Raw genomic sequence first — 20,379 nt, 5'->3', positions numbered from 1 at the left:
CATGTCGAGCACGACCACCGAGCGCACCTACGCGCCCGCCATCCAGCCCCACGCCAGGGGGCACGCCGCGGCGCGGGCCGGCATCGACCCGCGCGGCCCGCAGTTCGCCGCCGGGGTCACCGCGCTGGTGCTGATCGCGATCCTCGGCCTGCCGCCGCTCGCGGCGCTGGTCGTGACCGTCGCCCAGGCCTCGCTCTTCGCGCTGGGCGCCCTGCGCGGCGTGCAGCACACGCCGCACGCATGGGCCTTCAAGCGGTTCATCCGCCCCCGGCTCGCCGCGCCCGACGAGCTCGAGGACCCGGCCCCGCCGCGCTTCGCGCAAAGCGTCGGCCTGGTCTTCACCCTGGTCGCGATCGCCGGGTACGCCGCCGGCCTCACCGTCCTGGCCCAGGTCGCGATCGGCTTCGCGCTGGTCGCCGCCACCCTCAACGCCGTCTTCCGGTTCTGCCTCGGCTGCGAGATTTACCTGCTGATCAAGCGCGCCACCGCCTGAGACCTCCACACACTTCCCTGCACGTCAACGAAAGGCCTTTTCATGACCCGCGAGACCAGCCTCGTCACCACCCAGTGGGTGGAGGAGCACGCCCACGACGACAACGTCGTCCTCATCGAGGTCGACGAGGACACCACCGCCTACGACAAGGGCCACATCGCCGGCGCGATCAAGCTCGACTGGACCACCGACCTGCAGGACCAGGTGCGCCGCGACTTCGTCAACAAGCGCCAGTTCGAGGAGCTGCTGAGCAGCCGCGGCGTCTCCAACGACGACACCGTGGTGCTCTACGGCGGCAACAACAACTGGTTCGCCGCCTACGCCTACTGGTACTTCACCCTCTACGGCCACCGCGACGTCAAGCTGATGGACGGCGGCCGCAAGAAGTGGGAGCTCGACTCCCGCCCGCTGACCGACGAGGTGCCCAGCCGCGAGGCGACGACGTACACCGCGACCGAGCAGGACCTCTCGATCCGCGCGTTCCGTGACGACGCGGTCAACGCGATCGGCGTGCAGAACCTCATCGACGTGCGCAGCCCCGACGAGTTCGCCGGTCGCCTGCTCGCCCCGGCCCACCTCCCGCAGGAGCAGGCCCAGCGCGCCGGGCACGTGCCGACCAGCCTCAACGTGCCGTGGAGCAAGAACTGCAACGACGACGGCACCTTCAAGTCCGACGAGGAGCTCAAGGCGCTCTACGCCGAGGTCGGCATCGACGACTCCAAGGACACCATCGCGCTGTGCCGCATCGGTGAGCGCTCGTCGCTGACCTGGTTCGTGCTCAAGGAGCTGCTCGGCCACCAGAACGTCAAGAACTACGACGGCTCCTGGACCGAGTACGGCTCGCTGGTGGGCGTCCCGATCGCGCTCGGCGACGAGCCCGGCACCGCCGAGGACGCCTGATGTGCGGCGCGACCCAGGGCGGTCTCTCGCTCGACGGCATCGACGTGGCCAAGGAGGCCGTGGTGCAGGGCCAGGTGCTGCGCGACGGTGAGCCGGTGGCCAGCGCCTACGTGCGCCTGCTCGACCGCACCGGCGAGTTCACCGCCGAGGTCCCCACCTCCGCGACCGGGCACTTCCGGTTCTTCGCCGGCAACGGCGAGTGGACCCTGCGCACCCTGGCCCCCAAGGCCGACCCCGTGGACCGCAAGGTCCACGCCCAGGTGGGCGAGGTCGCCGAGGTCTCCATCAGCGTCTGAGCCACTTCTGGCACCCTGGATCCCAGCGAGCCCCCGTGCAGCGGCACGGGGGCTCGCTGCGTCCTCGGGATGAGCAGACGCCTCAGGTGCTCGCGGGCCGCCAGGAACGGCGGGACCACAGCTGCTCGAGGTTGACGAGCACCGACTCGGCCCCCTCGGGCAGCCCGACGGCGTGGGCAGCCTCCCAGGTGGAGCCCAGCACTCCCTCGAGAGTCGCCCGCGCGCGGCTGGTGCCCATGCCCCAGCTGCGAGCTTCCTGCACCAGGTCGTCGGCGTCGACCCAGTGCAGCCTCGTACGCCCGTTGACGACGTGGCCGATGTTGTTGAAGCGGGTGGCCAGGTAGTGCACCGGGGCGGCGTCGTACAGCGGCGCCAAGGACACCTCGCCACGGCGCCCCAGCAGGAGCGAGTAGTTCTTGGAGTGTGCGTCGCCGTTGCCGATGACGACGTTGAAGGCCACCGACGACAGCAGGTCGCGCCGGAAGGCGTCGGGGTCGAGGCTGCGCGGGGCGGCTACGGTCGCCAGTCGTTTCAGCCGGGTGCCGCGCGACGGTCCCCGCGCGGGGCTCTCGTACTTGGCCTGTGGGTCCAGGGCCAACGCCTGGCAGAAGTCTTCCTGGTGGACCCGCTGTCCGTCGTCGAGGCGGTCGTAGCGGCGTACGACGATCGCGGGGCGCCCGTCGAAGTGCGCCAGCCGGGTGTGGGCGGCCCGCAGGCCGGCGCTGGCTGCCACCTGCATCGCCCAGTGCTCGGTCTGCACCAGGCGGTCGATCACCTGGGCCCCGGTGGGCTCGGGCTTGACGAGGTGCGAGGAGGCCGCGCCCGCTTCGGGCCAGCCCCAGGAGCCGTCCGGCAGCTCGGTCAGCAGCACCTTGTCCTGGATGCCGGCCAGCGAGGCCTGGGGTGCCGCCCCGTCGGGCAGGCGATAGGTGGGCAGGTCTGCCACCAGGCGGTCGACCTCGTCTGGGCCCAGCGGCCGGACGTGCCCCGACGACGGTCGCTGGCCGACCGGCAGGAAGCGCACTGCGCCGGCGCACTCAGCGCCGACCTGGGTGAGCAGCGACAACTTGTCGAGGGCCAGCACGCCCAGCGTGGTCGCGAGGTGGGTGCGCAGGTTCCCCTCGGGCAGCAGCCCCTCGAGGAAGCTGGAGACCGGTTGACGGGTGGGATCTCGGGGGTGGTCCTCGAGCGGTCGGGACGACAGCGGCAGGGACAGCGACAGCACGCGAGCGCCGACGCCGAAGGTGTCGAGGGCCTCGTCGGTGAAGGTGAGCCGGTAGCGGTAGGTGGACGGCTCGCTCAGCGTGGCGACGTGGGTCTCGTGCAGCCACACCGACAGCGAGACCGAGCCGGGCCTAGCCACCGGTGCCGCCGTCCTGGTCGGGCTCGTTGGTGGGTGCTGCCTCCACGTGGAGGGTGGCGAACTTGGGTGCCACGACCAACGCGTAGCCACACTCCGACAGGGCGCGCATCGCGGTCTCCGCGCTGACCGACTCGCCGTTCTCCAGGCGTGAGAGCGTCATCCGGGTCACGCCCAGACGCTCGGCCAGCTCGATCTGGGTCAGGCCTTGGTCGGTGCGGGCTCGGCGCAGGGCTTCGCCGAGGTCTCGGACGTCGTAGGCCCACCGCACGTGCTGATCCATTCTTCGATCATAGTCTCTAAATCGAGTAATGATCCAGGAATCGATCACCGCGCTCGTGACGCGCAATGCTCGTCATTTCGATCAGGATGCGGTGCGAAAGTGACCGGTCGATGGTGCAAGTGACTGCTCGTCGGGGTGTGCGGCCGTGGGGGAGTGGGTAGGTGGGGGCCGTGCCTGAGGAGAGCAGGGCGGACCCGGCCGCCACCGACCCGTTCTGGGCGCCGGTGCGCCGGCGGCACCCCGACGTCGACATCGTGCTGCTCCCGCCCGAGCAGGCCGCTGACGAGCCGACCGACCAGCCATCCGACCAGGCACCTGACCAGCCACCTGCCGACCCCGAGCTCCTGAGCCGGCTGTGGGCGACCGCGGTCGGTGGTGGCGAGCCCACCGAGACCGAGGAGCGCCGGGCCCAGGGCCGCCTGGAGACCACCTGGACCCGCGAGGGCGGAGAGCCGGTCGCGCCCGACACCGCCCAGGCCGTCGTACGCCGCGCGGCCGAGGCGCTGCGCGAGGCCGGGTGGCACGTGCTCGCCCCCGCCGAGGGGCTGCCCCGCGTGCAGGCGGGTCGTCCCGAGGGGATGGACCGCGCCGAGCTGCTGCTGCTCGTGGTGCCGGAGACCGGGCGGGTCGTGCTGCGTCACCGCAGCGGGTCGGAGGCGGCCGAGCGATGAGCCACATGGGGCTGGAGTACAACGCGCTGCGCGCCGGCAGCGAGCGCTGGTCGAGCCTGGGCGAGCTGCTCGAGGAGACCGCCCGCGACCTCGGCGCCGCCCCCACCGGCGGGCTGGCCCCCGAGTGCCAGGGTGCGGCGCGGGCGTTCCTGAGCGCCTGGGAGGGCTACGCCGGCGAGAGCGCCGCGATCGTCGGCGGCTTCTCTGCCGCGCTGGAGGAGGTCGCGGCCCGCACCGCCGCGGTCGACAGCGGCACCCGCGGCGAGATGGAGGCCCTCGACAGCCGCCTGGGCCCCGCCCGATGACCACGATCACCGTCCCGGCCTCCGAGCCGGAGGTCCGCGAGCCCGAGGGCTCCCCGGCGGGCGCCGACCAGCTCGCGGAGCGGCTCTTCACCGCGGTGGGGCGCTACGACGAGGTCGCCACCGAGGCCGCCCACCTCCAGGCGCTGCAGGGCTGGTGGGGCGATGCCTACGACGCCTACCGCGACGCCGCCGCCCGCGCCGGCGACGAGCACGACGTGATGGCCACCACCCTGCGCCGTGTCGCCCGCGCGGTGGCGGCGTACGCCGACGACCTGCGCGCCCACCAGGCCACCGCCGACGACCTGCTGGCCCGCAAGCGCGACCTCGACGCCGACCGCAGCGGCCTGGTCGCCGACATCAACGCGATCACCGACGCCACCCCGCAGGACATCGAGGTCATGCGGGGCCGCGCAGCCGACCTGCGCCTGGCCTACCGGCACCTCGTCGAGGACCACGCCGACCTGCAGCGCGCGGTGCGGGAGAACGAGCAGCGGCTGCGCCAGGCGTTCGAGGCCGGCACCAGCCTGCGCGACGCGCTCTCGGCCACCGGCGGCGCGAGCGACACTGCGGTCGAGGCGATGGGCCGCGACGGTGCGCCGGGGAGCGGCGCGAGCCCGAGCGAGGTGCAGCGCTGGTGGGCCGGGTTGAGCGAGGCCCAGCAGCAGGCCGCGCTGGCGGCGTACCCCAGCCTGCTCGGCCAGGCCGACGGGCTGCCCGCGGGCGTGCGCGACGAGGCCAACCGGCTGCTGCTCGACGACGACCTGGCCACCCTGGCCGCCCAGCGCGACGACGCCACCCTCAGCGCCGACGAGGCGCAGCGGCTGGCGAACGCCGAGGCGACCCGCGACGCGCTCGCCGACGCCGACGGCTTCACCGACCCCCTCACCGGCGAGCAGCCGGGCGGGCGGCTGTGGCTCTACGACCCGGGCGCCTTCGACGGCGACGGCCGGGTCGCGTTGGCGGTCGGCGACCCCGACACCGCCGCCGACGTGGCCGTGAGCGTGCCGGGCATCACCACCGAGACGGTCGACGTGGTCGGCGGGGTCAGCGACGCGACGAACCTCTACGAGGCGGCCCGCTTCAACGGCGACGGCTCGAGCGTGGCGACGATGTTCTGGCTGGGCTACGACACCCCGGAGGGCGCGGTCGACCTCGACACCATCACCCGCGGGCGCGCCGAGGACGGCGGCGAGCGCCTCGCCGACGCCATCGACGGCCTGCGCGCCTCCCGCCCCGACGACCCGGCGCACCTGACCGTGATCGGTCACAGCTATGGCTCCACCACCACGTCGTACGCCGCCACCGACCACGACCTCGGCGCCGACGACGTCGCCCTGATCGGCAGCCCGGGCGCCGGCCCCGCCGACACGGCCGACGACTTCAGCCCGGGGGAGGGCCACGTGTGGGTGGGCCGCAACAGCCGCGACGCGGTGGCGTTCTTCGGCGACGAGGGCTGGCTGCACACGCCCGGCGGGCTGGGCATCGACCCGTCGTCGGAGGACTTCGAGGCGCGCCGCTTCGAGGCCGAGTCGGTCGGGCGCAGCGCCGTGCGCAGCCTGGCCGACCACAGCCGCTACTACGACCACGACTCCGAGTCGCTCTACAACCTGGGCCGCATCGTCGACGGCCAGCACGACGCGGTCAACGGCGCCGAGCATTCCTACGACCCGTGGTGGCGCTGGGCCGACGACCCCGAGGGCGAGCGCGAGCCCAGCGGTGACGTGCCCGGGCGCTCCGACACCACCCAGGACCAGCCATGAGATCCCGGGCGGCCCTGGCCGCAGTCGCGCTGCTCGCCGTGGCGGTGCCGGGGTGCGGTGTCGACGACGAGGACGCGATGGGCAACCTCGAGCAGCTCTCCGAGCAAGTGCTGGCCACCGCCGGCGAGGTCGTCGAGACCCTCGAGGAGGCCGGGCTGGAGGTCGAGAGCGCTGTGGGCCAGGGGGACCACTGCCAGATGGAACCCGCCCCCGGCCTCACCTTCGGCCTCGGCGGGCAGGTCGCCGAGACCGCGCCGTACGCCGAGCAGCACGCCGCAGCGCTGGAGGCCCTGCAGGCCGACGGCTGGGAGGTCACCGATGAAGGGGAGCACGCCCAACCCGGCGAGCAGCCCGAGCCCTACTCCCGCCTGTCCCGCGACGACTTCCGGCTCTCCCTCGACAACACGGTGCGGCAGGGCTCCGACGCCCTGGTCTTCGGGCTGCACCGCGACGACGACTGCATCCGCGTCTCCGACGGCAGCGTGCAACTGCCCGAGGACCTCGAGGAGGTCCCGTTGGTCGAGTAGCCCACCGCTGGTCGAGCAGTGAGGAGCGCCAGCGACGATCGTCGCCGAGACCCAGCGAGCACCACGCCTGCCGTACGCCGTGCGGTCACTGGGTTTCGACGACGCTCGAGCCTTCGGCCCTCCCTGCTCAACCAACGGCGGCGCCCGTGCTGCGCAACCCCCGCCCACCACGCGGACACACACACCCAGCTCCGAGACCCCTCCCTAGTCTCAAGACGTCGCAGCAGCCGCTGAGCCGACACCAGCCATCCCAGCAGGAGCACCCATGACGCACCGCCCCGAGACCCTGGCCGTCCACGCCGGCCAGGAGGAGGCCGACCCGACGACCAACAGCCGGGCCGTGCCGATCTACCAGACGACGTCCTACGTCTTCAACGACACCGACCACGCCGCGAACCTCTTCGCGCTGGCCGAGCCGGGCAACATCTACACCCGCATCATGAACCCGACGCAGGACGTCTTCGAGCAGCGGATGACCCAGCTCGAGGGTGGCGTCGGCTCGCTGGCGACGGCGAGCGGCTCGGCGGCGACGACCTACGCCGTGCTCAACCTCTGCTACGCCGGCGACAACATCGTGGCGCTCTCGACGCTCTACGGCGGCACCTACGCGCTGTTCGCCCACACGCTGCCCCAGTTCGGCATCGAGGTGCGCTTCGTCGACCCGGAGAAGCCCGAGGACCTGGCCAAGCACGTCGACGAGAAGACGAAGATGGTCTTCGGTGAGACCGTCGGCAACCCGCGCATCAACGTGATCGACCTGCCGGCCTGGGCCGACGCGGCGCACGCGCAGGGGCTGCCGTTCGTGGTCGACAACACCGCGCCGACGCCCTACCTGGTGCGTCCCTTCGAGCACGGCGTCGACGTCGTGGTGCACGCGGCGACCAAGTTCATCGGCGGCCACGGCACCTCGATCGGTGGCGTGATCGTCGACTCGGGCAACTTCGACTGGGCGGCGCACTCCGATCGGTTCCCGGGCCTGACCAAGCCCGACCCGGCCTACCACGGCGCGGTGTGGACCGAGGCCGCCGGACCGGCGGCCTACATCATCCGGGCCCGCACGGTGCTGCTGCGCAACACGGGCGCGGCGATCACCCCGATGAACTCGTGGATGTTCCTGCAGGGTCTCGAGACGCTGCACCTGCGCATGGAGCGCCACAGCTCCAACGCGCTCACGGTCGCGGAGTACCTCCAGGGCCACGACGAGGTGTCGTGGGTCAGCTACCCCGGCCTGCCCGACAGCCCCTACAAGGAGGTGGCCGACAAGATCCACACCGGCCACGGGTACGGGGGCTTGCTCAGCTTCGGCGTGATGTCGGGTCGCGAGGGCGGCAAGAAGTTCATCGAGGCGCTCGAGCTCTTCAGCCACCTGGCCAACATCGGTGACGCGAAGTCGCTGGCGATCCACAACGCCACCACCACCCACAGCCAGCTCACGCCCGAGGAGCTCGTGGGCGCGGGCGTCCCGGAGGACATGGTGCGCCTCTCGATCGGCATCGAGAACGTCGAGGACCTCATCGCCGACCTCGAGCAGGCCCTCGCCGCCACCAAGTAGCCACCAAGTCACCGACCAGTGAGCGGTCTCCTTCTCGACGCCGTGCCCCAGCGGGTCGTCCTCGCCACCGAGGACGACCCGCTGCGGCTGCGTGGCGGCAAGAGCCTCGAGCACGTCGAGGTGGTCTACGAGACCTACGGCGAGCTGTCGCCTGAGCGCGACAACGTGGTGTTCATCTGCCACGCGCTGACCGGTGACGCGCACGCGGCGGGCTACCGGCGCGGGGAGGACCCGCACACCGCGAAACCAGGCTGGTGGGACCGGATGATCGGGCCGGGCAAGCCGGTCGACACCGACCGGTTCTTCGTCGTCGCGCCCAACATCCTGGGCGGCTGCTCGGGCACCACCGGCCCGATGAGCATCGACCCGGCGACGGGGGAGCCGCGCTACCTCGACTTCCCGCTGCTGCACGTCTCCGACCTGGTCGCCTGCCACCGCCGCCTCCTCGACCACCTGCAGATCGAGACCCTGTACGCCGCCGTGGGCGGCTCGATGGGCGGCATGCAGGTCCTGCAGTGGGTGATCGAGGAGCCGCGGCGCATCGAGCGCGCGGTCGTGGTGGCGGCCTCGTCGCGGCTGAGCGCGGAGAACATCGCGTTCTCCTCGGTGGCACGCCAGGCGATCATGGCCGACCCGGAGTTCCACGGCGGGCGCTACGCCGAGCGCGGGGTGGTTCCCCGGCACGGGCAGAAGGTGGCCCGGATGATGGCCCACATCACCTACGTCTCGCCGGAGTCGCTGGAGACCCGCTTCGACCACCAGCGCGACTCCCTAGGTGACGACCAGTGGCGCCTGGAGCCCGACTTCGAGGTCGAGCACTACCTGCAGCACCAGGGCGAGACCTTCCTGGGCCGCTTCGACTCGCTGTCCTACCTCTACCTGACCCGGCTGATGGACTACTTCGACCCGTTCGCCGACGAACCGGTCGCCGAGCGCCTCGCCGGTTGCCCCACCCGCTTCCAGGTCACCTCGTTCTCCTCCGACTGGCGCTTCGACACCGCCCAGTCGGTGCGCCTGGCCGAGCAGCTGCAGGCCCACGGCGTCGACGCCGACCACGCCGAGATCCACAGCCCCTACGGCCACGACTCCTTCCTCCTCGACCCCCCGGGCTACCTCGACCGCGTCGCTACCTTCCTCAGTCCCGACGCTGGTTGAGGAGGGACGAAGTCCCGTCTCGAAACCACCGTTGGTCGAGCAGTGAGGCGCCCCAGCGCCGAGCGACGCCGAGACCCCGCAAGGGAGAGACAGTCGCACGCCGCCCGGCGCCCAGGATCACGCGCGTCACCCTGGGCCGGCCCACCGCCGCTCGGCGGCACGTGCGGCCTGACATCCCGCGTGTGCGGGGTGACGGCGACACCGTCGCGTGCCGGTTCCACCAGCTACGTTCTTCAAGGTTCTCCAGCAACCTAGACCAGGCCCAGGGCGGGCTGGATAGCAGCCAGAATGTTTCGCGGAGGCTAACTTTCGGGGACGTGACACAGCATTTGGACCGCGAACGTGCAGGTCGGCCAGTCCTGTGGTTTGCTTTGCTCACTGAACCATCGTCTTGGGCGCCCCGCGGCGTCACATATGGGGAGTCTCAAACATGAAGAAGCTCATCGCCGGCGTGTTCGCCGCTACGCTGATGTTCGGCGTCACCGCGCCGTCCGCGTCCGCCTACCCGGCCACCGTCCAGACCGAGGCCGACGTCAAGGTCCCGAAGAACGTCCAGGCCAAGAAGAAGGTCAAGGTGCGGATCAACCTCAACACCGCGACCAACGAGGGTGCTGTGTGCACCGGCCAGGTCTACATCCAGGTCACCCGCCTCAACCCCAAGCCGCAGCGGGTTGTCAAGGAGGCCACCAAGAACGTCAAGGACTCGAACCAGTTCCGGTTCGCGTACCCCGCCAAGGGTCGCTACCGCACCGTGGTGAAGTACACCCGCGGCGGCCAGGACCCGTGCTCCTTCTCGCGTGACAAGAAGATCGTCCGGGCGTCCTGACGCTCGACGCTTGAACGAAGACCCCCCGGGCCTCGGCTCGGGGGGTCTTCGCGTCTCCGCACCACCCTCCGTGCGGTCCACCGACGCGCCGGTCGTCTCAGACGACTGGCCTGATCACCTAGGGTCTGGCTCATGTCTCGCGCGCGTCTCGTGTTCTCGCTCCTCGCAGCGGCGGGAATCTTCTTCCTCCTGGCGGCTGGCCTCGTTGCCTGGCAGGCGCTCCAGGTCAACAGTGCTCTACGGGCCGCAGTCGCCGACGCGGGCACGTTCCGCGCCGCCCTGGAGGCGGGGAACGAGCAGGAGGTGGACGCTGCTCTCAGCGACCTCCAGGACAGTGCAGGGGAGGCCGAGGAGCGTACGTCGGGCTTGCGCTGGTCGATCCTGACCTACACCCCCGTCATCGGGGACGACGCCCGCGGCGTGCGTGCCGCGGCGACCGCGGTCTCTGATCTCAGTGAGGCGCTGGCACCGGTGGCTCAGCGAGCCACTGATCTTGACGCGCTGCTACCCGAGGGAGGTCGCGTCGCACTCGAGGCGGTGGCTGAGCTGCAGCAGCCGGTCAACCAGGCCGCGCAAGCCTTGGAGGCCGCAGACGCCCGGCTACAGGCAGAGGACTCCCGCGGCTACGTCGACCAGTTCCGTGCCCGCTACGACGAGTTGGCCCGCTTGGTGGGCGACGCCGCTGACGCTATGGACGCGGCCTCCGTGGCCGTCGACCTGATGCCCCTGGCGTTGGGTGCTGAGGGCCCTCAGCGCTATTTGCTCGTCTTCCAGAACAATGCGGAGATTCGTGCCACCGGCGGTCTCCCCGGCGCCCTGTCGCTCTTGAACGCCGACGACGGGCGCATCTCGCTGGGCCGACAGGTGGCGGCGAGCTCCTTCGGCGAACGCAGCACCCCGCTACCCATCACGAAGGACGAAGAAGAAGTCTTCACCGACTACCTCGGCCGCTACATGCTCGATGCCAACTTCACGCCGGCCTTCCCGCGCACCGCCGAGCTGATGAAGCTGCGCTGGGAAGAGGTGCACCCCGAGCGGTTGGACGGCGTGATCTCGCTCGACGCCGTGGCCGTCTCCTACCTGCTGCAGGCGACCGGTCCGCTGACCGTCGACGGCTACGACCTGACTGCCGACAACGCAGTCGACGTGCTGATCAACCAGATCTACATCGACCGGCCCGACCCGCAGGCCCAGGACGCGTTCTTCCGCCAGGTCGTGTCGACCATGTTCGACCGCATCCTGCAGGGCGACCTGGGGCGCCCGCGCGAGCTCCTCGCTGCCCTGGTCCGTGGAGCGAACGAGCACCGCATCTACACGCGCTTCTTCGACGAGGGTGCTCAGGACCTGATCGGGGCTCGTCTTATCGCTGGCGAACCGGCCACGCCAGACGGATACGCCGAACGCATCGACGTGACCCTGAACTCGGGCACCGCCTCGAAGATGTCTTACTACCTTGACTACGACGTCCGGGTCTCGAGTTCGATGTGCAGCAACGGAGTCGAGAGTGCTCAGGTCACTGCCCGCCTGAGCTCGACGGCCCCGCTGGATGCCGCGACATCCCTGCCGTCGTATCTCTCCGGAACTGGAAGCAACGGTGTCGCGCCCGGAAAGCAGCTGGTCGAGGTGCGTCTCTTCACTCCTTCCGGGGGAGCGGTCCGGGAGTTCAGCATCAACGGCAAGGACTTCAAGCCCGACAAGAGCCCGTTGGGCGACCGTGCGACGACGACGGCCTACATCTTCTTGGAGCCCGAGCAGACCGCTGAGGTGACATGGCAGGTCACGGCACCGCCTGTCGCCGGCGTACGTGAGGTGCGGGTGACACCGGGCATCGAGCCGCGCGACTATTCGACACGGCTCTCTGGGGCCTGCTGAACCAGCCGTCGGACTGCAACGGCAGTGGCCCCGGGCGTGGACCGTGGCGAAGTCGTCGTCCGAGGCGCAGGTCGCGCCGGTCAGGCGCCTTCCGAATGCGGCGGCACGACAGTTGCCTCAGCCGTTGCCGGGGCACCTGGGGACGACCCGCAGGGATACGGCCTACGCCGGGTCCTGCTTGGCGCGCTTGCCGCTGGACGGCTTCTCCGGCGTGGGGGCGTAGCCGTACCCGTAGCCATACCCATACCCGTAGCCGGAGCGCTGGCGTGCCGGGGTCATGTTCAGCACGATGCCGACCGCCTGCGCGCCCACCTGCTCAAGGCGCTCCCCAGCCTGCGCCAGCTGCTCGCGGGTGGTGCGGCCGTGGGCGGCGACCACGATGGCGCCGTCGGCCTGGGAGGCCAGCAGGGCCGCGTCGGTCACCGGCAGCAGCGGGGGAGCGTCGATGATGATGTTGTCGAAGCGATCCTTGGCGTGGTTGAGCAGCTCGGCCATCGCCCGCGACTGCAGCAGCTCGGCCGGGTTGGGCGGGACGGCACCGCTGGCGAGCACCGCGAGGCCGGTGCCGGGGTGCTCCTGGAGGGCGTCGTCGAAGCTAACCTTGCCCAGCAGCACCGTCGTCACGCCGACGGAATTGTCCACGTCGAGCGCGAGAGCAGCCTTGGGGCGGCGCAGGTCGCACTCGATGAGCAGCGTCTTCTGGCCAGCCTGGGCGAGAGTGATGGCGAGGTTGACTGACGTCGTGGTCTTTCCCTCGCCCGGCAATGCCGAGGTGACCACGAACACCTTCGTGGTGGCGTCAACGTCGACGAACTGCAGGTTGGTGCGCAGCACCCGGAATGCCTCGGCCCGGGGGGCGTGCGACGACAGCGAGGTCACGAGCGGCTCGGTGCGGATCTGCGAGTCGAAGTTGATGGTTCCCAGCAGGGGAGCGTTGGTGGTCTCGCGGATGTCGTCGACGGACTTCACGGTGGTGTCGAGCAGTTCTCGTGCCACCGCGAGGCCGACACCCAGCAGCAGGCCGAGCACCAGGGCCAGGCCGAGGTTGCGGACCGGCTGCGGTGAGACCGGCGCCGTCGGCAGGGTGGCGTCCGAGGTGACACTGGGCCGCACCAGCGGCTCCGTCTCACCCACTGGGGTCTCCACGGCGCGGATCTGGTCGGCAAGTGCGCTGGCGTAGCCCTGCGCTATGGCCTGTGCCTGTGAGGGGGACTCGTCCTGCGCCTGCAGCGCGATGATGACGGTCTCGGGTGAGACCGTAGCGGTCACCTGGTCCCGGAGGGTGCCCGGTGCCATGGCCAGGTCGAGGTCTTCGACGACCACAGCGGCCAAGTCGGCGTCCTTCACGAACTCGGCGTAGGAGGTGACCCGCTGCTGGCTGAACTGGGCACCCGCGAAGGCCCCCGAGACGGTCTCACCGCCGTCGGCGGAGGATGAGATGAAGAGCTTGGCCGTCGACTGGTACATCGGAGTCACCGTGAAGGTGTACGCCGCGGCGGCTGCCACGACGATCAGGGTCGAGGTGAGGACCAGCATCCACCGTCGGCGGAGGATGCGCAGGTAGTCCCGAAGTTCCATGTGTCCGACTCCCGTCGTCTGTGACGGTAGGGACTTTAGTGCCAATGAGTGGCCAGGCCGGCATCCGGCCCGCGCCCCCGGGAGTCAGCCAGCAACGACCGGCGTGCGGCCGTAGTCGTCCTCGAGGCGGCAGATGTCGTCCTCCCCGGTGTATGAGCCGAGCTGCACCTCAACCACGACCAGGGGGTGATCTTCCTGGTTGGTGATGCGGTGCGCCTGGCCGACCTCGACCCAGATGGACTCGCCCGGCCCTGCCACGACGGTCTCGCCGTCGATGATTGCGGTGCAGCGGCCGGCAGCGATCACCCAGTGCTCGGCGCGGTGCTCATGCGTCTGGTAGCTCAGCCGCGAGTGTGGGTTGACATGGATGCGCTTGACCTTGAAGCCGTCACCCTCGTCGAGGACTGTCCATGAGCCCCACGGGCGGTCTTCGCTCTCGCCGATCATCAAGAATCTCCTCCACATCGGCGGCCGGGTGCCACGCGCTCTGCGAGGTTAAAGGTTACGGCACGCGAGTGGGTGCCGTGTTACCAAACGTTAGCGACGCCGTAGCCCAGCCATGGCAGGACGGACGTCAACCAGATAGACGATCGCGGCAATCGTGAAGATCAGGTTGAAGATGCCGATCGGGTTGTTGAGGAACAGTACCTGCAGTGCCACCCCGAGCCCGAGCAGGATCGTCCAAGTCGGCTTCGTGAGCTTGCCCGCCGCCCCGTAGGACTCAGCAGAGAACATCAAAGAGCTGACGAAGGCGTAGATCTTGACCGCCAGCAACACGAAGGCGAGCAGGGCGTAGAAACCGAGCTCGAGAGAGTAGACGTCCAACACACCCTCACCCTACGGGCCGCAGCGCAGCGTCTGCGGGACGCACCGCGGACCGAGCCACAGAGCGGTGGTTGAGGAAGGCGCGCAGCGCCTGTCTCGAAATCACCGCCGACATAGCGGACGCCGTTGATCGAGCAGAGAGGGCCGCCAGGCCCGAACGCCCGTCGAGATCCCGCAAGGGGCCCCCAACCTCAGCCAGGGCCTCAGAAGCAGGCCCGGATCTCTCCCACCGGCCTGCCTCCACCAAGCAGCACGTGCTCCCCGGTCTTCCGAATGGACTCAGCGTCCACCCACTCGTCCGAGGTCACACCAGACCGCTCCAGCGCCGCAGCCATCACCACGGGCCGAGCCCGCGCCGCACCGTCATCGGTCTTCAGCGCGAATGCCCGCCCATCAGCCAGCGCAAGGGCGTAGCAGGACTCCGCCCCGGCCTTCCCGATCGACCCAGGCATGGCGGTGAGCAGCCTCCGCTCGTCCCGAGTCGTCCCCGACACGTACTCGGGGTGCGCCCGGATCGCTTCGGCGATCCGACGCTCCGGCCCGTCCGTGGCGACCGCAAGACGCGAGAACGCTCGGGCCAGCCCCACGAGCGACGTCGACAGCAGCGGAGCGCCGCAGCCATCCACGGCGACCTCCGCCCCCTCACCCGTCATCCGCTCGAACGTCGCACGGATCGCCAGCTGCAGCGGGTGCTGCGGGTCGAGGTAGGTGGCGGTGTCCCACCCGTTCTGCACGCACGTCGCGAGCATCGCCGCGTGCTTGCCCGAGCAGTTCATCGCCAGCGACGACTTCTCACCGCCAGCGCGAAGCATCGCCTCCCGAGCTGTCTCGTCCAACGGCCAGTCCGGCGGCGTCTGCAATGCAGACTCGTCCAATCCGGGGCCTGCCAGGATGCGCCTTGCGCCGTCGAGGTGGTGCGCTTCGCCGGAGTGGGACGCACAGGCGAGCGCTAGCAGCTCGGGCGGCAGGTCGAGACCCTGCTCGACCATGGCGAGCGCCTGGATCGGCTTGTTCGACGAGCGCGGGAGCACCGGCGAGGTCGCGTCACCCACCGACCAGTCGACACTCCCGTCGGCGCGGAGCGCCACCACGGAGCCGTAGTGGTGCCCCTCCACGATCCCGGAACGCACGATCTCGGCCACGACGACAGGTCCAGTCATGCCTCGCACCGTAGAGGGCGCCCTGGATGACGCTGAAACTCGACTGAATCTGTCAAGATACTTCGGTGAGTTACCCGCAGTACTGCCCTTCCCCCCGCGAGCTCGACGACCTCGAGCTGTTGACGACCGGCGCGCTGGTCCCGATCGTTGCCTTCAACGAGCCCGACAGCCCGGTGACTCTGTCGCTGCCTGGGGACGTCCAGGCGGCGGCCGAGATTGCTGGTGGCGTCGAGCTGGTCGACCCGGAGGGCCTGCCCCTCGCCCGCGTCTCGCTTCCCGGTGGAGCCGTGGAGTCATTGACGCACGCGCAGTACGGACCCTTCCGGCGCTACTACCTCAGCCCCGAGCAGGTTCGCGAGCAGTACCCCGGCCGCAGAGTCGTTCCAGTCGTCGACGCGCTCTCAGAACAGCAGGTCGCGCAGCTCAGGGGTGCCGGCCCAGTCCTGCTGCTGGCCTTCGTCGGCACCGGGACCCCCGATCTGACTCCCACCGCGCTCATCCGCGCCACCCTCGCTGTCGCGGCACGGCTGGACTATGCAGCGGTCGTCGCGGTGCCCCTTGCGAGCCGCGGCGACGTGACGGTCGACCACGCCTTGGGGGCGCAGGTGGCGCGAACGTACGCCGGCGATGCCGACGTGCTCGCCCTCCCCGACGCCGCCGACGACGCGACCTACGCCCCCGAGGTGGCAGCCATCATCGAGGCCGACCAGCCGGGACCCGAGGAGCAGGGCCTCGTCCTCTTCTTCACCGGCCTCTCCGGCAGCGGCAAGTCGACCCTGGCCCAGGCGCTGGTGGATCGCATCCTCGAACAGGGCACCCGCACCATCACCTCGCTCGACGGCGATGTCGTCCGCCGCAACCTCTCGGCCGGCCTGACCTTCTCCAAGCAGGACCGGGAGACCAACATCCGCCGCATCGGCTGGGTCGCAGCCCAGATTTCCCGTCACCGCGGCCTCGCGGTCGTCAGCCCTATCGCCCCCTTCGACGAGACCCGCCAGCAGGTGCGCGCAATGGTCGACGAAGCCGGCGGCGCCTTCTTCCTCGTCCACGTGGCCACCCCGCTCGAAGAGTGCGAGCGCCGCGACCGCAAGGGCCTCTACGCCAAGGCCCGCCGAGGTGAAATCCCTGAGTTCACCGGTATCTCTTCGCCCTACGAGGAGCCCCAAGACGCAGACGTCCGTGTCGACACCACCGGCCGCACCATCGACGACGCCCTCCAAGACGTGATCGACGCCCTCGCTGAAGCCGGCTACCTCGACCTGCGAACCCCGCCGGAGGTCGAGCAGCGAGGGACGCACGCTGGCAGTGCCCCCGCGCCGTTGGTTGAGCAGGGACGAGCGCCAGCGACGACCGCCCGCCGTAACCCGGTGAGCGACGAAGCATCCGCCCCCACGGAGGTTGAGGAAGGCGCGCTAGCGCCTGTCTCGAAACCCCTCAAGGTCCTCTTCGTCTGCACCGCCAACATCTGCCGCTCGCCCTACATGGAGCTCGCCGCCCGTCACCTGGCAGGCAACGACCCGACCCTCGAGTTCGCCAGCGCCGGCACCCACGGCTTCACCGACGAGCCGATGAACCAGCCCATGGTCGAGGTCCTCCAGCCCGGCACCACCGGTCACGACGACTTCCGCAGCCGCCGCCTCACCACCGCTGAGCTCGAGTGGGCCGACATCGTCCTTACCGCCGAGGCCTCACACCGCCAGTTCATCCTCGACGACAACCCGGCGCTCTTCCGCAAGGTCTTCACCCTGGGTCAGTTCATCGAAGCCGTCGCCGACATCGGTGCCGGCGTCCACGGACGCGAGCTCCTAGGTCAGCTTCAGCAGCGTCGCGGCCCGGCAACGGCTGACCTCGACGTCGCCGACCCCTACCGCCGCGGCGACAAGGCAGCCCGCACCGCCGCCGACCACATCGACCGGTTGCTTCGCGCCGCTGTCGCCGCGCTGTCCAGCGCTGGAAAGGCCACCTGATGGACCTCATCACCCTCACCGCCCTGTCCATCCTGGCAGCTGGCTTCATCGTCGGCATCGTCGTCGGCCTAACCGGCATGGGCGGCGGCGCACTGATGACGCCGGCACTGATCTTCCTCGGTGTCGGGTCGGGCGAGGCGGCGACCATCGTCACCGCCGACCTGACCGCGGCTGCGGTCTACAAGACCGGTGGCGCTGCCGTGCACGCCCGACACGGGTCGCCCAACTTCATCCTGGCCAAGTGGCTGATCATCGGGTCGGTGCCGATGGCCTTCCTCGGGCCCTACATGGTCAAGTTCTTCACCAACGATGCAGATCAGCTCGACCGGGTGCTGAAGCTGGCCATCGGATTCGCGCTGCTCTTCGCCGCTGCCACCTACGCGCTTCGGCTTTACATCAACCTGCGCGCGGTCCGCTCCGGTGGGTTCACCGGCGACCCCGACCCCAAGATCAAGGTCGTCCCGACACTCCTGGTCGGCATGCTCGGCGGCCTCCTGGTCGGCATCACCAGCGTGGGCTCCGGCTCAGTGATCATGATTGCGCTGTTGATGCTCTACCCCGGTCTGTCTGCAGTGAAGCTCGTCGGCACCGACCTGGTGCAGGCGGTGCCGCTGGTTCTGGCCGCCGCGGTCGCCAACATCGCCATCCACGGCCTCGACTGGTCAATCGCCATCCCGCTGATCCTCGGCTCGGTGCCGGGCACCCTGCTCGGCAGCCGGATCGCCCCGCACGTGCCACAGTCGTTCATCCGACGGGGGATCGTCGTGGTGCTGACGATGTCGGGCGTCGCGCTGCTCGATAAGGCCGGCTGGGCACCACTGGGGCGCGAGGAGACCTACCCGGCACTGATCGGCCTGATCGGCCTCGGCATGGCCGTCCTGGTCCCTGTCGTGTGGGGCTTCCTGCGCAAGGAGCAGGGTCTGCCCTTCATGGGGGCGCCCACCGTCAGCGAGCTCGACAGCTGGACCTACGGCCGCAGCGCTCGTACCTGGGAGCGCACAATGGCTGCGACGCCGCCGAGCGACGGCGCGGACGATGACGGCACCAGACATTGAGGGACAACATGGGGCACGAGCCGGTTGCGCGCAGAAGGCTCCTGGTCATCGGGATCAACTACGCACCGGAGATGACCGGCATCGCGCCGTACACGGCGGGGATGGCGCGAGGGCTTGCTCGGGACCACGACGTCCAGGTCGTCACAGCGCATCCTCACTATCCCGCTTGGCAGGTCAGCGAAGGGTACGGCGGCTGGAGGCGCAACGAGCGCGAGGACGGCGTCCAGCTGAGTCGTGTGAGACATCTGGTGCCCTCGCAACCGACAGGCATCACCAGGATCCTCAGCGAGGCGAGCTTCGCCGCCCGCGCACTCGCACCCGGCGTCCAACGCCCCGACGCCATCGTCGTGGTATCGCCGGCACTGCTGCCGGTCGCATCGGCGCTCGCTCTGGGGCGACGTTGGCGAGTTCCCGTGGGTGTGGTCGTCCAAGACCTCTACGGCAAGGCCTTCAGCGAGCTGGAGCTTATGGGCGGCCGAGTCGACCGCCCGGTCCACAGGCTGGAGAGCGGGCTGCTGCGCCGCGCAGCAGGGGTCGTGGCCATTCACCAGAGAATGGCCGACGCGGTCGTCAGAGACCTCGCAGTCGATGCCGCGCGCGTCAGTGTCATCCCGAATTGGGCTCACGTCCAGGCTCCGCAGGGAGACCGGGACCAGCGTCGGCGCGAGCTGGGATGGGACGACGGACGCTTCGTCGTCACGCACGCCGGCAACATGGGCGCGAAACAGGGCCTGGACCACCTGGTCGAGGCGGCGCGGCAGGCCCACGGCCAGGGCGCACCAGTTCGCTTCGTCATGATCGGTTCAGGCAACGTCCGCGCGGCGCTTGAGGCCAAGTCCTCTGGGCTCGGGACCGTCGACTTCATGGACCAGCTGCCGGGAGACCGCTTCATGGACACCCTGGCGGCCTCAGACGCGTTGCTGCTGCACGAGCGACCGGGTCTGAAGGAAATGTGCGTCCCGTCCAAGCTGACCAGTTACTTCGCAGCGGGTCGGCCCGTCATCGCGGCGACAGATCAGGCGAGCGCGGGGGCGTTCGAGGTCAAGAGAAGCGGAGCCGGGTTGATCGCCGAGCCTGGCGACCCGCGCTCCCTACTGGACGCCGTGGACCAGCTCCGATCGTCGGACCTGGACGCCCTCGGAGCAAGCGGCTTCGAGTACGCGCGCACCCAGCTGAGCGAACAGGCCGCTCTGGACCGCTACCGCTCTTGGGCCGGTTCGCTGCTCTCGTCCGGGAAGCGCTGACCGACCACCTGCGCTGTGTCCGATCCGTAGATGGCGTTCGGCGGGACCGAGCCCTTCACGACGGTGTTCGGCAGAATCAGCGCCGACCGGCCGATGTGGCTTCCCCCGAGCACCATGCACCGGGACGTCACCCAAGCCCCGTCGTCGATGCGGATGGGGCGCGTGCGCAGCGCCATGTCGGTGCGGAACGCATGCGTTCCCGTCGTGACAAAGGTGTCCTGGCTGATCACCACATCGGTGCCGATCACGAGCTGGTCCTGGTTGTGCAGCCATACGTCTTCGCCGATCCAAGACCGGTCACCCACCGTGAGTTTCCAAGGGAAACGCACGCGTAGCCCCGGGCGGGCGATGACCCCCTGACCGATCGTGGCCCCAAACCGACGAAGTGCGCTGATGCGCAGCCGAGAGCTCAGCTGAAGGGAATTCCGGACGACAAGAATCTCCACCAGTGCCCACAGAAGCACGGTGAGGAGTGGTCGATCCCAGCTCTCTCGGGAGCCGGGAGCCCGGGACAGGTCGATCGGCGGGGTGGCACTCATACCTTCTGCCT

The 20,379-nt window shown here is 69.9% G+C and carries 21 protein-coding genes; 14 read left to right on the top strand and 7 right to left on the bottom strand.

Features of this window, described 5'->3' with window-relative positions:
* The first annotated feature begins 1 nt into the window (after position 1).
* From JOE61_RS07545 to JOE61_RS07535, 3 genes are read left to right on the top strand one after another with little or no spacing between them, the layout of a single operon-like run.
* Positions 2–493 (top strand): DUF4395 domain-containing protein, encoded by a 492-nt coding sequence (locus JOE61_RS07545; protein WP_193669881.1) that lies wholly within the window; start codon positions 2–4, stop codon positions 491–493.
* Between the two features lie 42 nt (positions 494–535).
* Positions 536–1,393, top strand: coding sequence for a sulfurtransferase (locus tag JOE61_RS07540; protein ID WP_193669880.1), 858 nt, complete (start codon positions 536–538; stop codon positions 1,391–1,393).
* A complete protein-coding gene (locus tag JOE61_RS07535; RefSeq protein ID WP_193669879.1) occupies positions 1,393–1,689 on the top strand; it encodes a DUF1416 domain-containing protein in 297 nt (98 codons plus the stop codon). Before JOE61_RS07540 ends, JOE61_RS07535 begins: the two co-directional genes overlap by 1 nt.
* Before the next feature lie 82 nt (positions 1,690–1,771).
* Here JOE61_RS07535 and JOE61_RS07530 read toward each other — a convergent pair whose 3' ends face one another.
* Together JOE61_RS07530 and JOE61_RS07525 are read right to left on the bottom strand one after the other, a co-directional pair.
* Positions 1,772–3,052 (bottom strand): type II toxin-antitoxin system HipA family toxin, encoded by a 1,281-nt coding sequence (locus JOE61_RS07530; protein ID WP_193669878.1) that lies wholly within the window; start codon positions 3,050–3,052, stop codon positions 1,772–1,774.
* Positions 3,045–3,332 (bottom strand): helix-turn-helix transcriptional regulator, encoded by a 288-nt coding sequence (locus JOE61_RS07525; RefSeq protein ID WP_193669877.1) that lies wholly within the window; start codon positions 3,330–3,332, stop codon positions 3,045–3,047. Before JOE61_RS07525 ends, JOE61_RS07530 begins: the two co-directional genes overlap by 8 nt.
* Before the next feature lie 170 nt (positions 3,333–3,502).
* On the opposite strand from JOE61_RS07525, the gene JOE61_RS07520 reads away from it, so the two are divergent.
* From JOE61_RS07520 to JOE61_RS07485, 8 genes are all read left to right on the top strand, one after another.
* The gene (locus JOE61_RS07520; RefSeq protein WP_193669876.1) at positions 3,503–4,003 is read left to right on the top strand and encodes a hypothetical protein; all 501 of its coding nucleotides are present in this window, start codon (positions 3,503–3,505) and stop codon (positions 4,001–4,003) included.
* Positions 4,000–4,308 carry a hypothetical protein gene (locus JOE61_RS07515; RefSeq protein WP_193669875.1) on the top strand — a complete coding sequence of 103 codons (309 nt, stop codon included), beginning with the start codon at positions 4,000–4,002 and terminating at the stop codon, positions 4,306–4,308. The genes JOE61_RS07520 and JOE61_RS07515 overlap by 4 nt, the downstream gene beginning before the upstream one ends.
* Positions 4,305–6,068, top strand: a complete 1,764-nt coding sequence (locus JOE61_RS07510; RefSeq protein ID WP_193669874.1) for an alpha/beta hydrolase — start codon at positions 4,305–4,307, stop codon at positions 6,066–6,068. The genes JOE61_RS07515 and JOE61_RS07510 overlap by 4 nt, the downstream gene beginning before the upstream one ends.
* Positions 6,065–6,595, top strand: coding sequence for a hypothetical protein (locus JOE61_RS07505; protein ID WP_193669873.1), 531 nt, complete (start codon positions 6,065–6,067; stop codon positions 6,593–6,595). The genes JOE61_RS07510 and JOE61_RS07505 overlap by 4 nt, the downstream gene beginning before the upstream one ends.
* 265 nt (positions 6,596–6,860) lie before the next feature.
* Complete coding sequence (locus JOE61_RS07500; protein WP_193669872.1) at positions 6,861–8,147, top strand: O-acetylhomoserine aminocarboxypropyltransferase/cysteine synthase family protein; 1,287 nt, start codon at positions 6,861–6,863, stop codon at positions 8,145–8,147.
* 18 nt (positions 8,148–8,165) lie between these two features.
* A complete protein-coding gene (gene metX, locus JOE61_RS07495) occupies positions 8,166–9,302 on the top strand; it encodes a homoserine O-acetyltransferase MetX (protein WP_193669871.1) in 1,137 nt (378 codons plus the stop codon).
* A 430-nt stretch (positions 9,303–9,732) separates the two neighbouring features.
* A complete protein-coding gene (locus tag JOE61_RS07490; protein ID WP_193669870.1) occupies positions 9,733–10,128 on the top strand; it encodes a hypothetical protein in 396 nt (131 codons plus the stop codon).
* Between the two features lie 132 nt (positions 10,129–10,260).
* Positions 10,261–12,000: a DUF4012 domain-containing protein gene (locus tag JOE61_RS07485; protein ID WP_193669869.1), complete on the top strand. Its 1,740-nt coding sequence runs from the start codon at positions 10,261–10,263 to the stop codon at positions 11,998–12,000.
* 162 nt (positions 12,001–12,162) lie between these two features.
* Here JOE61_RS07485 and JOE61_RS07480 read toward each other — a convergent pair whose 3' ends face one another.
* The 4 genes from JOE61_RS07480 to JOE61_RS07465 all read right to left on the bottom strand — a co-directional run bounded on the left by JOE61_RS07480 (position 12,163) and on the right by JOE61_RS07465 (position 15,563).
* A complete protein-coding gene (locus tag JOE61_RS07480; protein WP_193669868.1) occupies positions 12,163–13,578 on the bottom strand; it encodes a tyrosine-protein kinase domain-containing protein in 1,416 nt (471 codons plus the stop codon).
* 84 nt (positions 13,579–13,662) lie between these two features.
* Positions 13,663–14,025 carry a phosphomannose isomerase type II C-terminal cupin domain gene (locus tag JOE61_RS07475; protein WP_193669867.1) on the bottom strand — a complete coding sequence of 121 codons (363 nt, stop codon included), beginning with the start codon at positions 14,023–14,025 and terminating at the stop codon, positions 13,663–13,665.
* A gap of 90 nt (positions 14,026–14,115) precedes the next feature.
* On the bottom strand, positions 14,116–14,406 hold the full coding sequence (locus JOE61_RS07470) for a DUF2516 family protein (RefSeq protein WP_204797174.1): 291 nt from the start codon (positions 14,404–14,406) through the stop codon (positions 14,116–14,118).
* A gap of 200 nt (positions 14,407–14,606) precedes the next feature.
* Complete coding sequence (locus JOE61_RS07465; protein WP_193669866.1) at positions 14,607–15,563, bottom strand: asparaginase; 957 nt, start codon at positions 15,561–15,563, stop codon at positions 14,607–14,609.
* Positions 15,564–15,682: 119 nt separating this feature from the next.
* Between JOE61_RS07465 and cysC the strand changes: the two genes are divergently transcribed.
* The 3 genes from cysC (at position 15,683) to JOE61_RS07450 (ending at position 19,829) form a co-directional block, all read left to right on the top strand.
* On the top strand, positions 15,683–17,530 hold the full coding sequence (cysC, locus tag JOE61_RS07460; RefSeq protein ID WP_227492023.1) for an adenylyl-sulfate kinase: 1,848 nt from the start codon (positions 15,683–15,685) through the stop codon (positions 17,528–17,530).
* Positions 17,530–18,585: a sulfite exporter TauE/SafE family protein gene (locus tag JOE61_RS07455; RefSeq protein ID WP_227492014.1), complete on the top strand. Its 1,056-nt coding sequence runs from the start codon at positions 17,530–17,532 to the stop codon at positions 18,583–18,585. The genes cysC and JOE61_RS07455 overlap by 1 nt, the downstream gene beginning before the upstream one ends.
* A gap of 71 nt (positions 18,586–18,656) precedes the next feature.
* Positions 18,657–19,829, top strand: a complete 1,173-nt coding sequence (locus JOE61_RS07450) for a glycosyltransferase (protein WP_193669864.1) — start codon at positions 18,657–18,659, stop codon at positions 19,827–19,829.
* Here JOE61_RS07450 and JOE61_RS07445 read toward each other — a convergent pair.
* Complete coding sequence (locus JOE61_RS07445) at positions 19,784–20,368, bottom strand: LbetaH domain-containing protein (RefSeq protein WP_193669863.1); 585 nt, start codon at positions 20,366–20,368, stop codon at positions 19,784–19,786. The two genes, JOE61_RS07450 and JOE61_RS07445, sit on opposite strands and share 46 nt — an antisense overlap.
* Positions 20,369–20,379 lie beyond the last annotated feature (11 nt).

The organism is Nocardioides salarius, from assembly GCF_016907435.1.
GTDB lineage: Bacteria > Actinomycetota > Actinomycetes > Propionibacteriales > Nocardioidaceae > Nocardioides > Nocardioides salarius.
The sequence above is the reverse complement of the archived record's forward strand: the minus strand, read 5'-3'. Positions and strand labels throughout refer to the sequence as shown.

What these genes read in the sequence shown, in the direction of transcription:
- JOE61_RS07545 (WP_193669881.1), top strand. Translation starts at nt 2, where the DNA reads ATGTCGAGCACGACCACCGAGCGCACCTACGCGCCCGCCATCCAGCCC.
- JOE61_RS07540 (WP_193669880.1), top strand. Translation starts at nt 536, where the DNA reads ATGACCCGCGAGACCAGCCTCGTCACCACCCAGTGGGTGGAGGAGCAC.
- JOE61_RS07535 (WP_193669879.1), top strand. Translation starts at nt 1,393, where the DNA reads ATGTGCGGCGCGACCCAGGGCGGTCTCTCGCTCGACGGCATCGACGTG.
- JOE61_RS07525 (WP_193669877.1), bottom strand. Translation starts at nt 3,332, where the DNA reads ATGGATCAGCACGTGCGGTGGGCCTACGACGTCCGAGACCTCGGCGAA.
- JOE61_RS07515 (WP_193669875.1), top strand. Translation starts at nt 4,000, where the DNA reads ATGAGCCACATGGGGCTGGAGTACAACGCGCTGCGCGCCGGCAGCGAG.
- JOE61_RS07510 (WP_193669874.1), top strand. Translation starts at nt 4,305, where the DNA reads ATGACCACGATCACCGTCCCGGCCTCCGAGCCGGAGGTCCGCGAGCCC.
- JOE61_RS07505 (WP_193669873.1), top strand. Translation starts at nt 6,065, where the DNA reads ATGAGATCCCGGGCGGCCCTGGCCGCAGTCGCGCTGCTCGCCGTGGCG.
- JOE61_RS07500 (WP_193669872.1), top strand. Translation starts at nt 6,861, where the DNA reads ATGACGCACCGCCCCGAGACCCTGGCCGTCCACGCCGGCCAGGAGGAG.
- JOE61_RS07490 (WP_193669870.1), top strand. Translation starts at nt 9,733, where the DNA reads ATGAAGAAGCTCATCGCCGGCGTGTTCGCCGCTACGCTGATGTTCGGC.
- JOE61_RS07485 (WP_193669869.1), top strand. Translation starts at nt 10,261, where the DNA reads ATGTCTCGCGCGCGTCTCGTGTTCTCGCTCCTCGCAGCGGCGGGAATC.
- JOE61_RS07480 (WP_193669868.1), bottom strand. Translation starts at nt 13,578, where the DNA reads ATGGAACTTCGGGACTACCTGCGCATCCTCCGCCGACGGTGGATGCTG.
- JOE61_RS07475 (WP_193669867.1), bottom strand. Translation starts at nt 14,025, where the DNA reads ATGATCGGCGAGAGCGAAGACCGCCCGTGGGGCTCATGGACAGTCCTC.
- JOE61_RS07465 (WP_193669866.1), bottom strand. Translation starts at nt 15,563, where the DNA reads ATGACTGGACCTGTCGTCGTGGCCGAGATCGTGCGTTCCGGGATCGTG.
- JOE61_RS07455 (WP_227492014.1), top strand. Translation starts at nt 17,530, where the DNA reads ATGGACCTCATCACCCTCACCGCCCTGTCCATCCTGGCAGCTGGCTTC.
- JOE61_RS07450 (WP_193669864.1), top strand. Translation starts at nt 18,657, where the DNA reads ATGACCGGCATCGCGCCGTACACGGCGGGGATGGCGCGAGGGCTTGCT.
- JOE61_RS07445 (WP_193669863.1), bottom strand. Translation starts at nt 20,368, where the DNA reads ATGAGTGCCACCCCGCCGATCGACCTGTCCCGGGCTCCCGGCTCCCGA.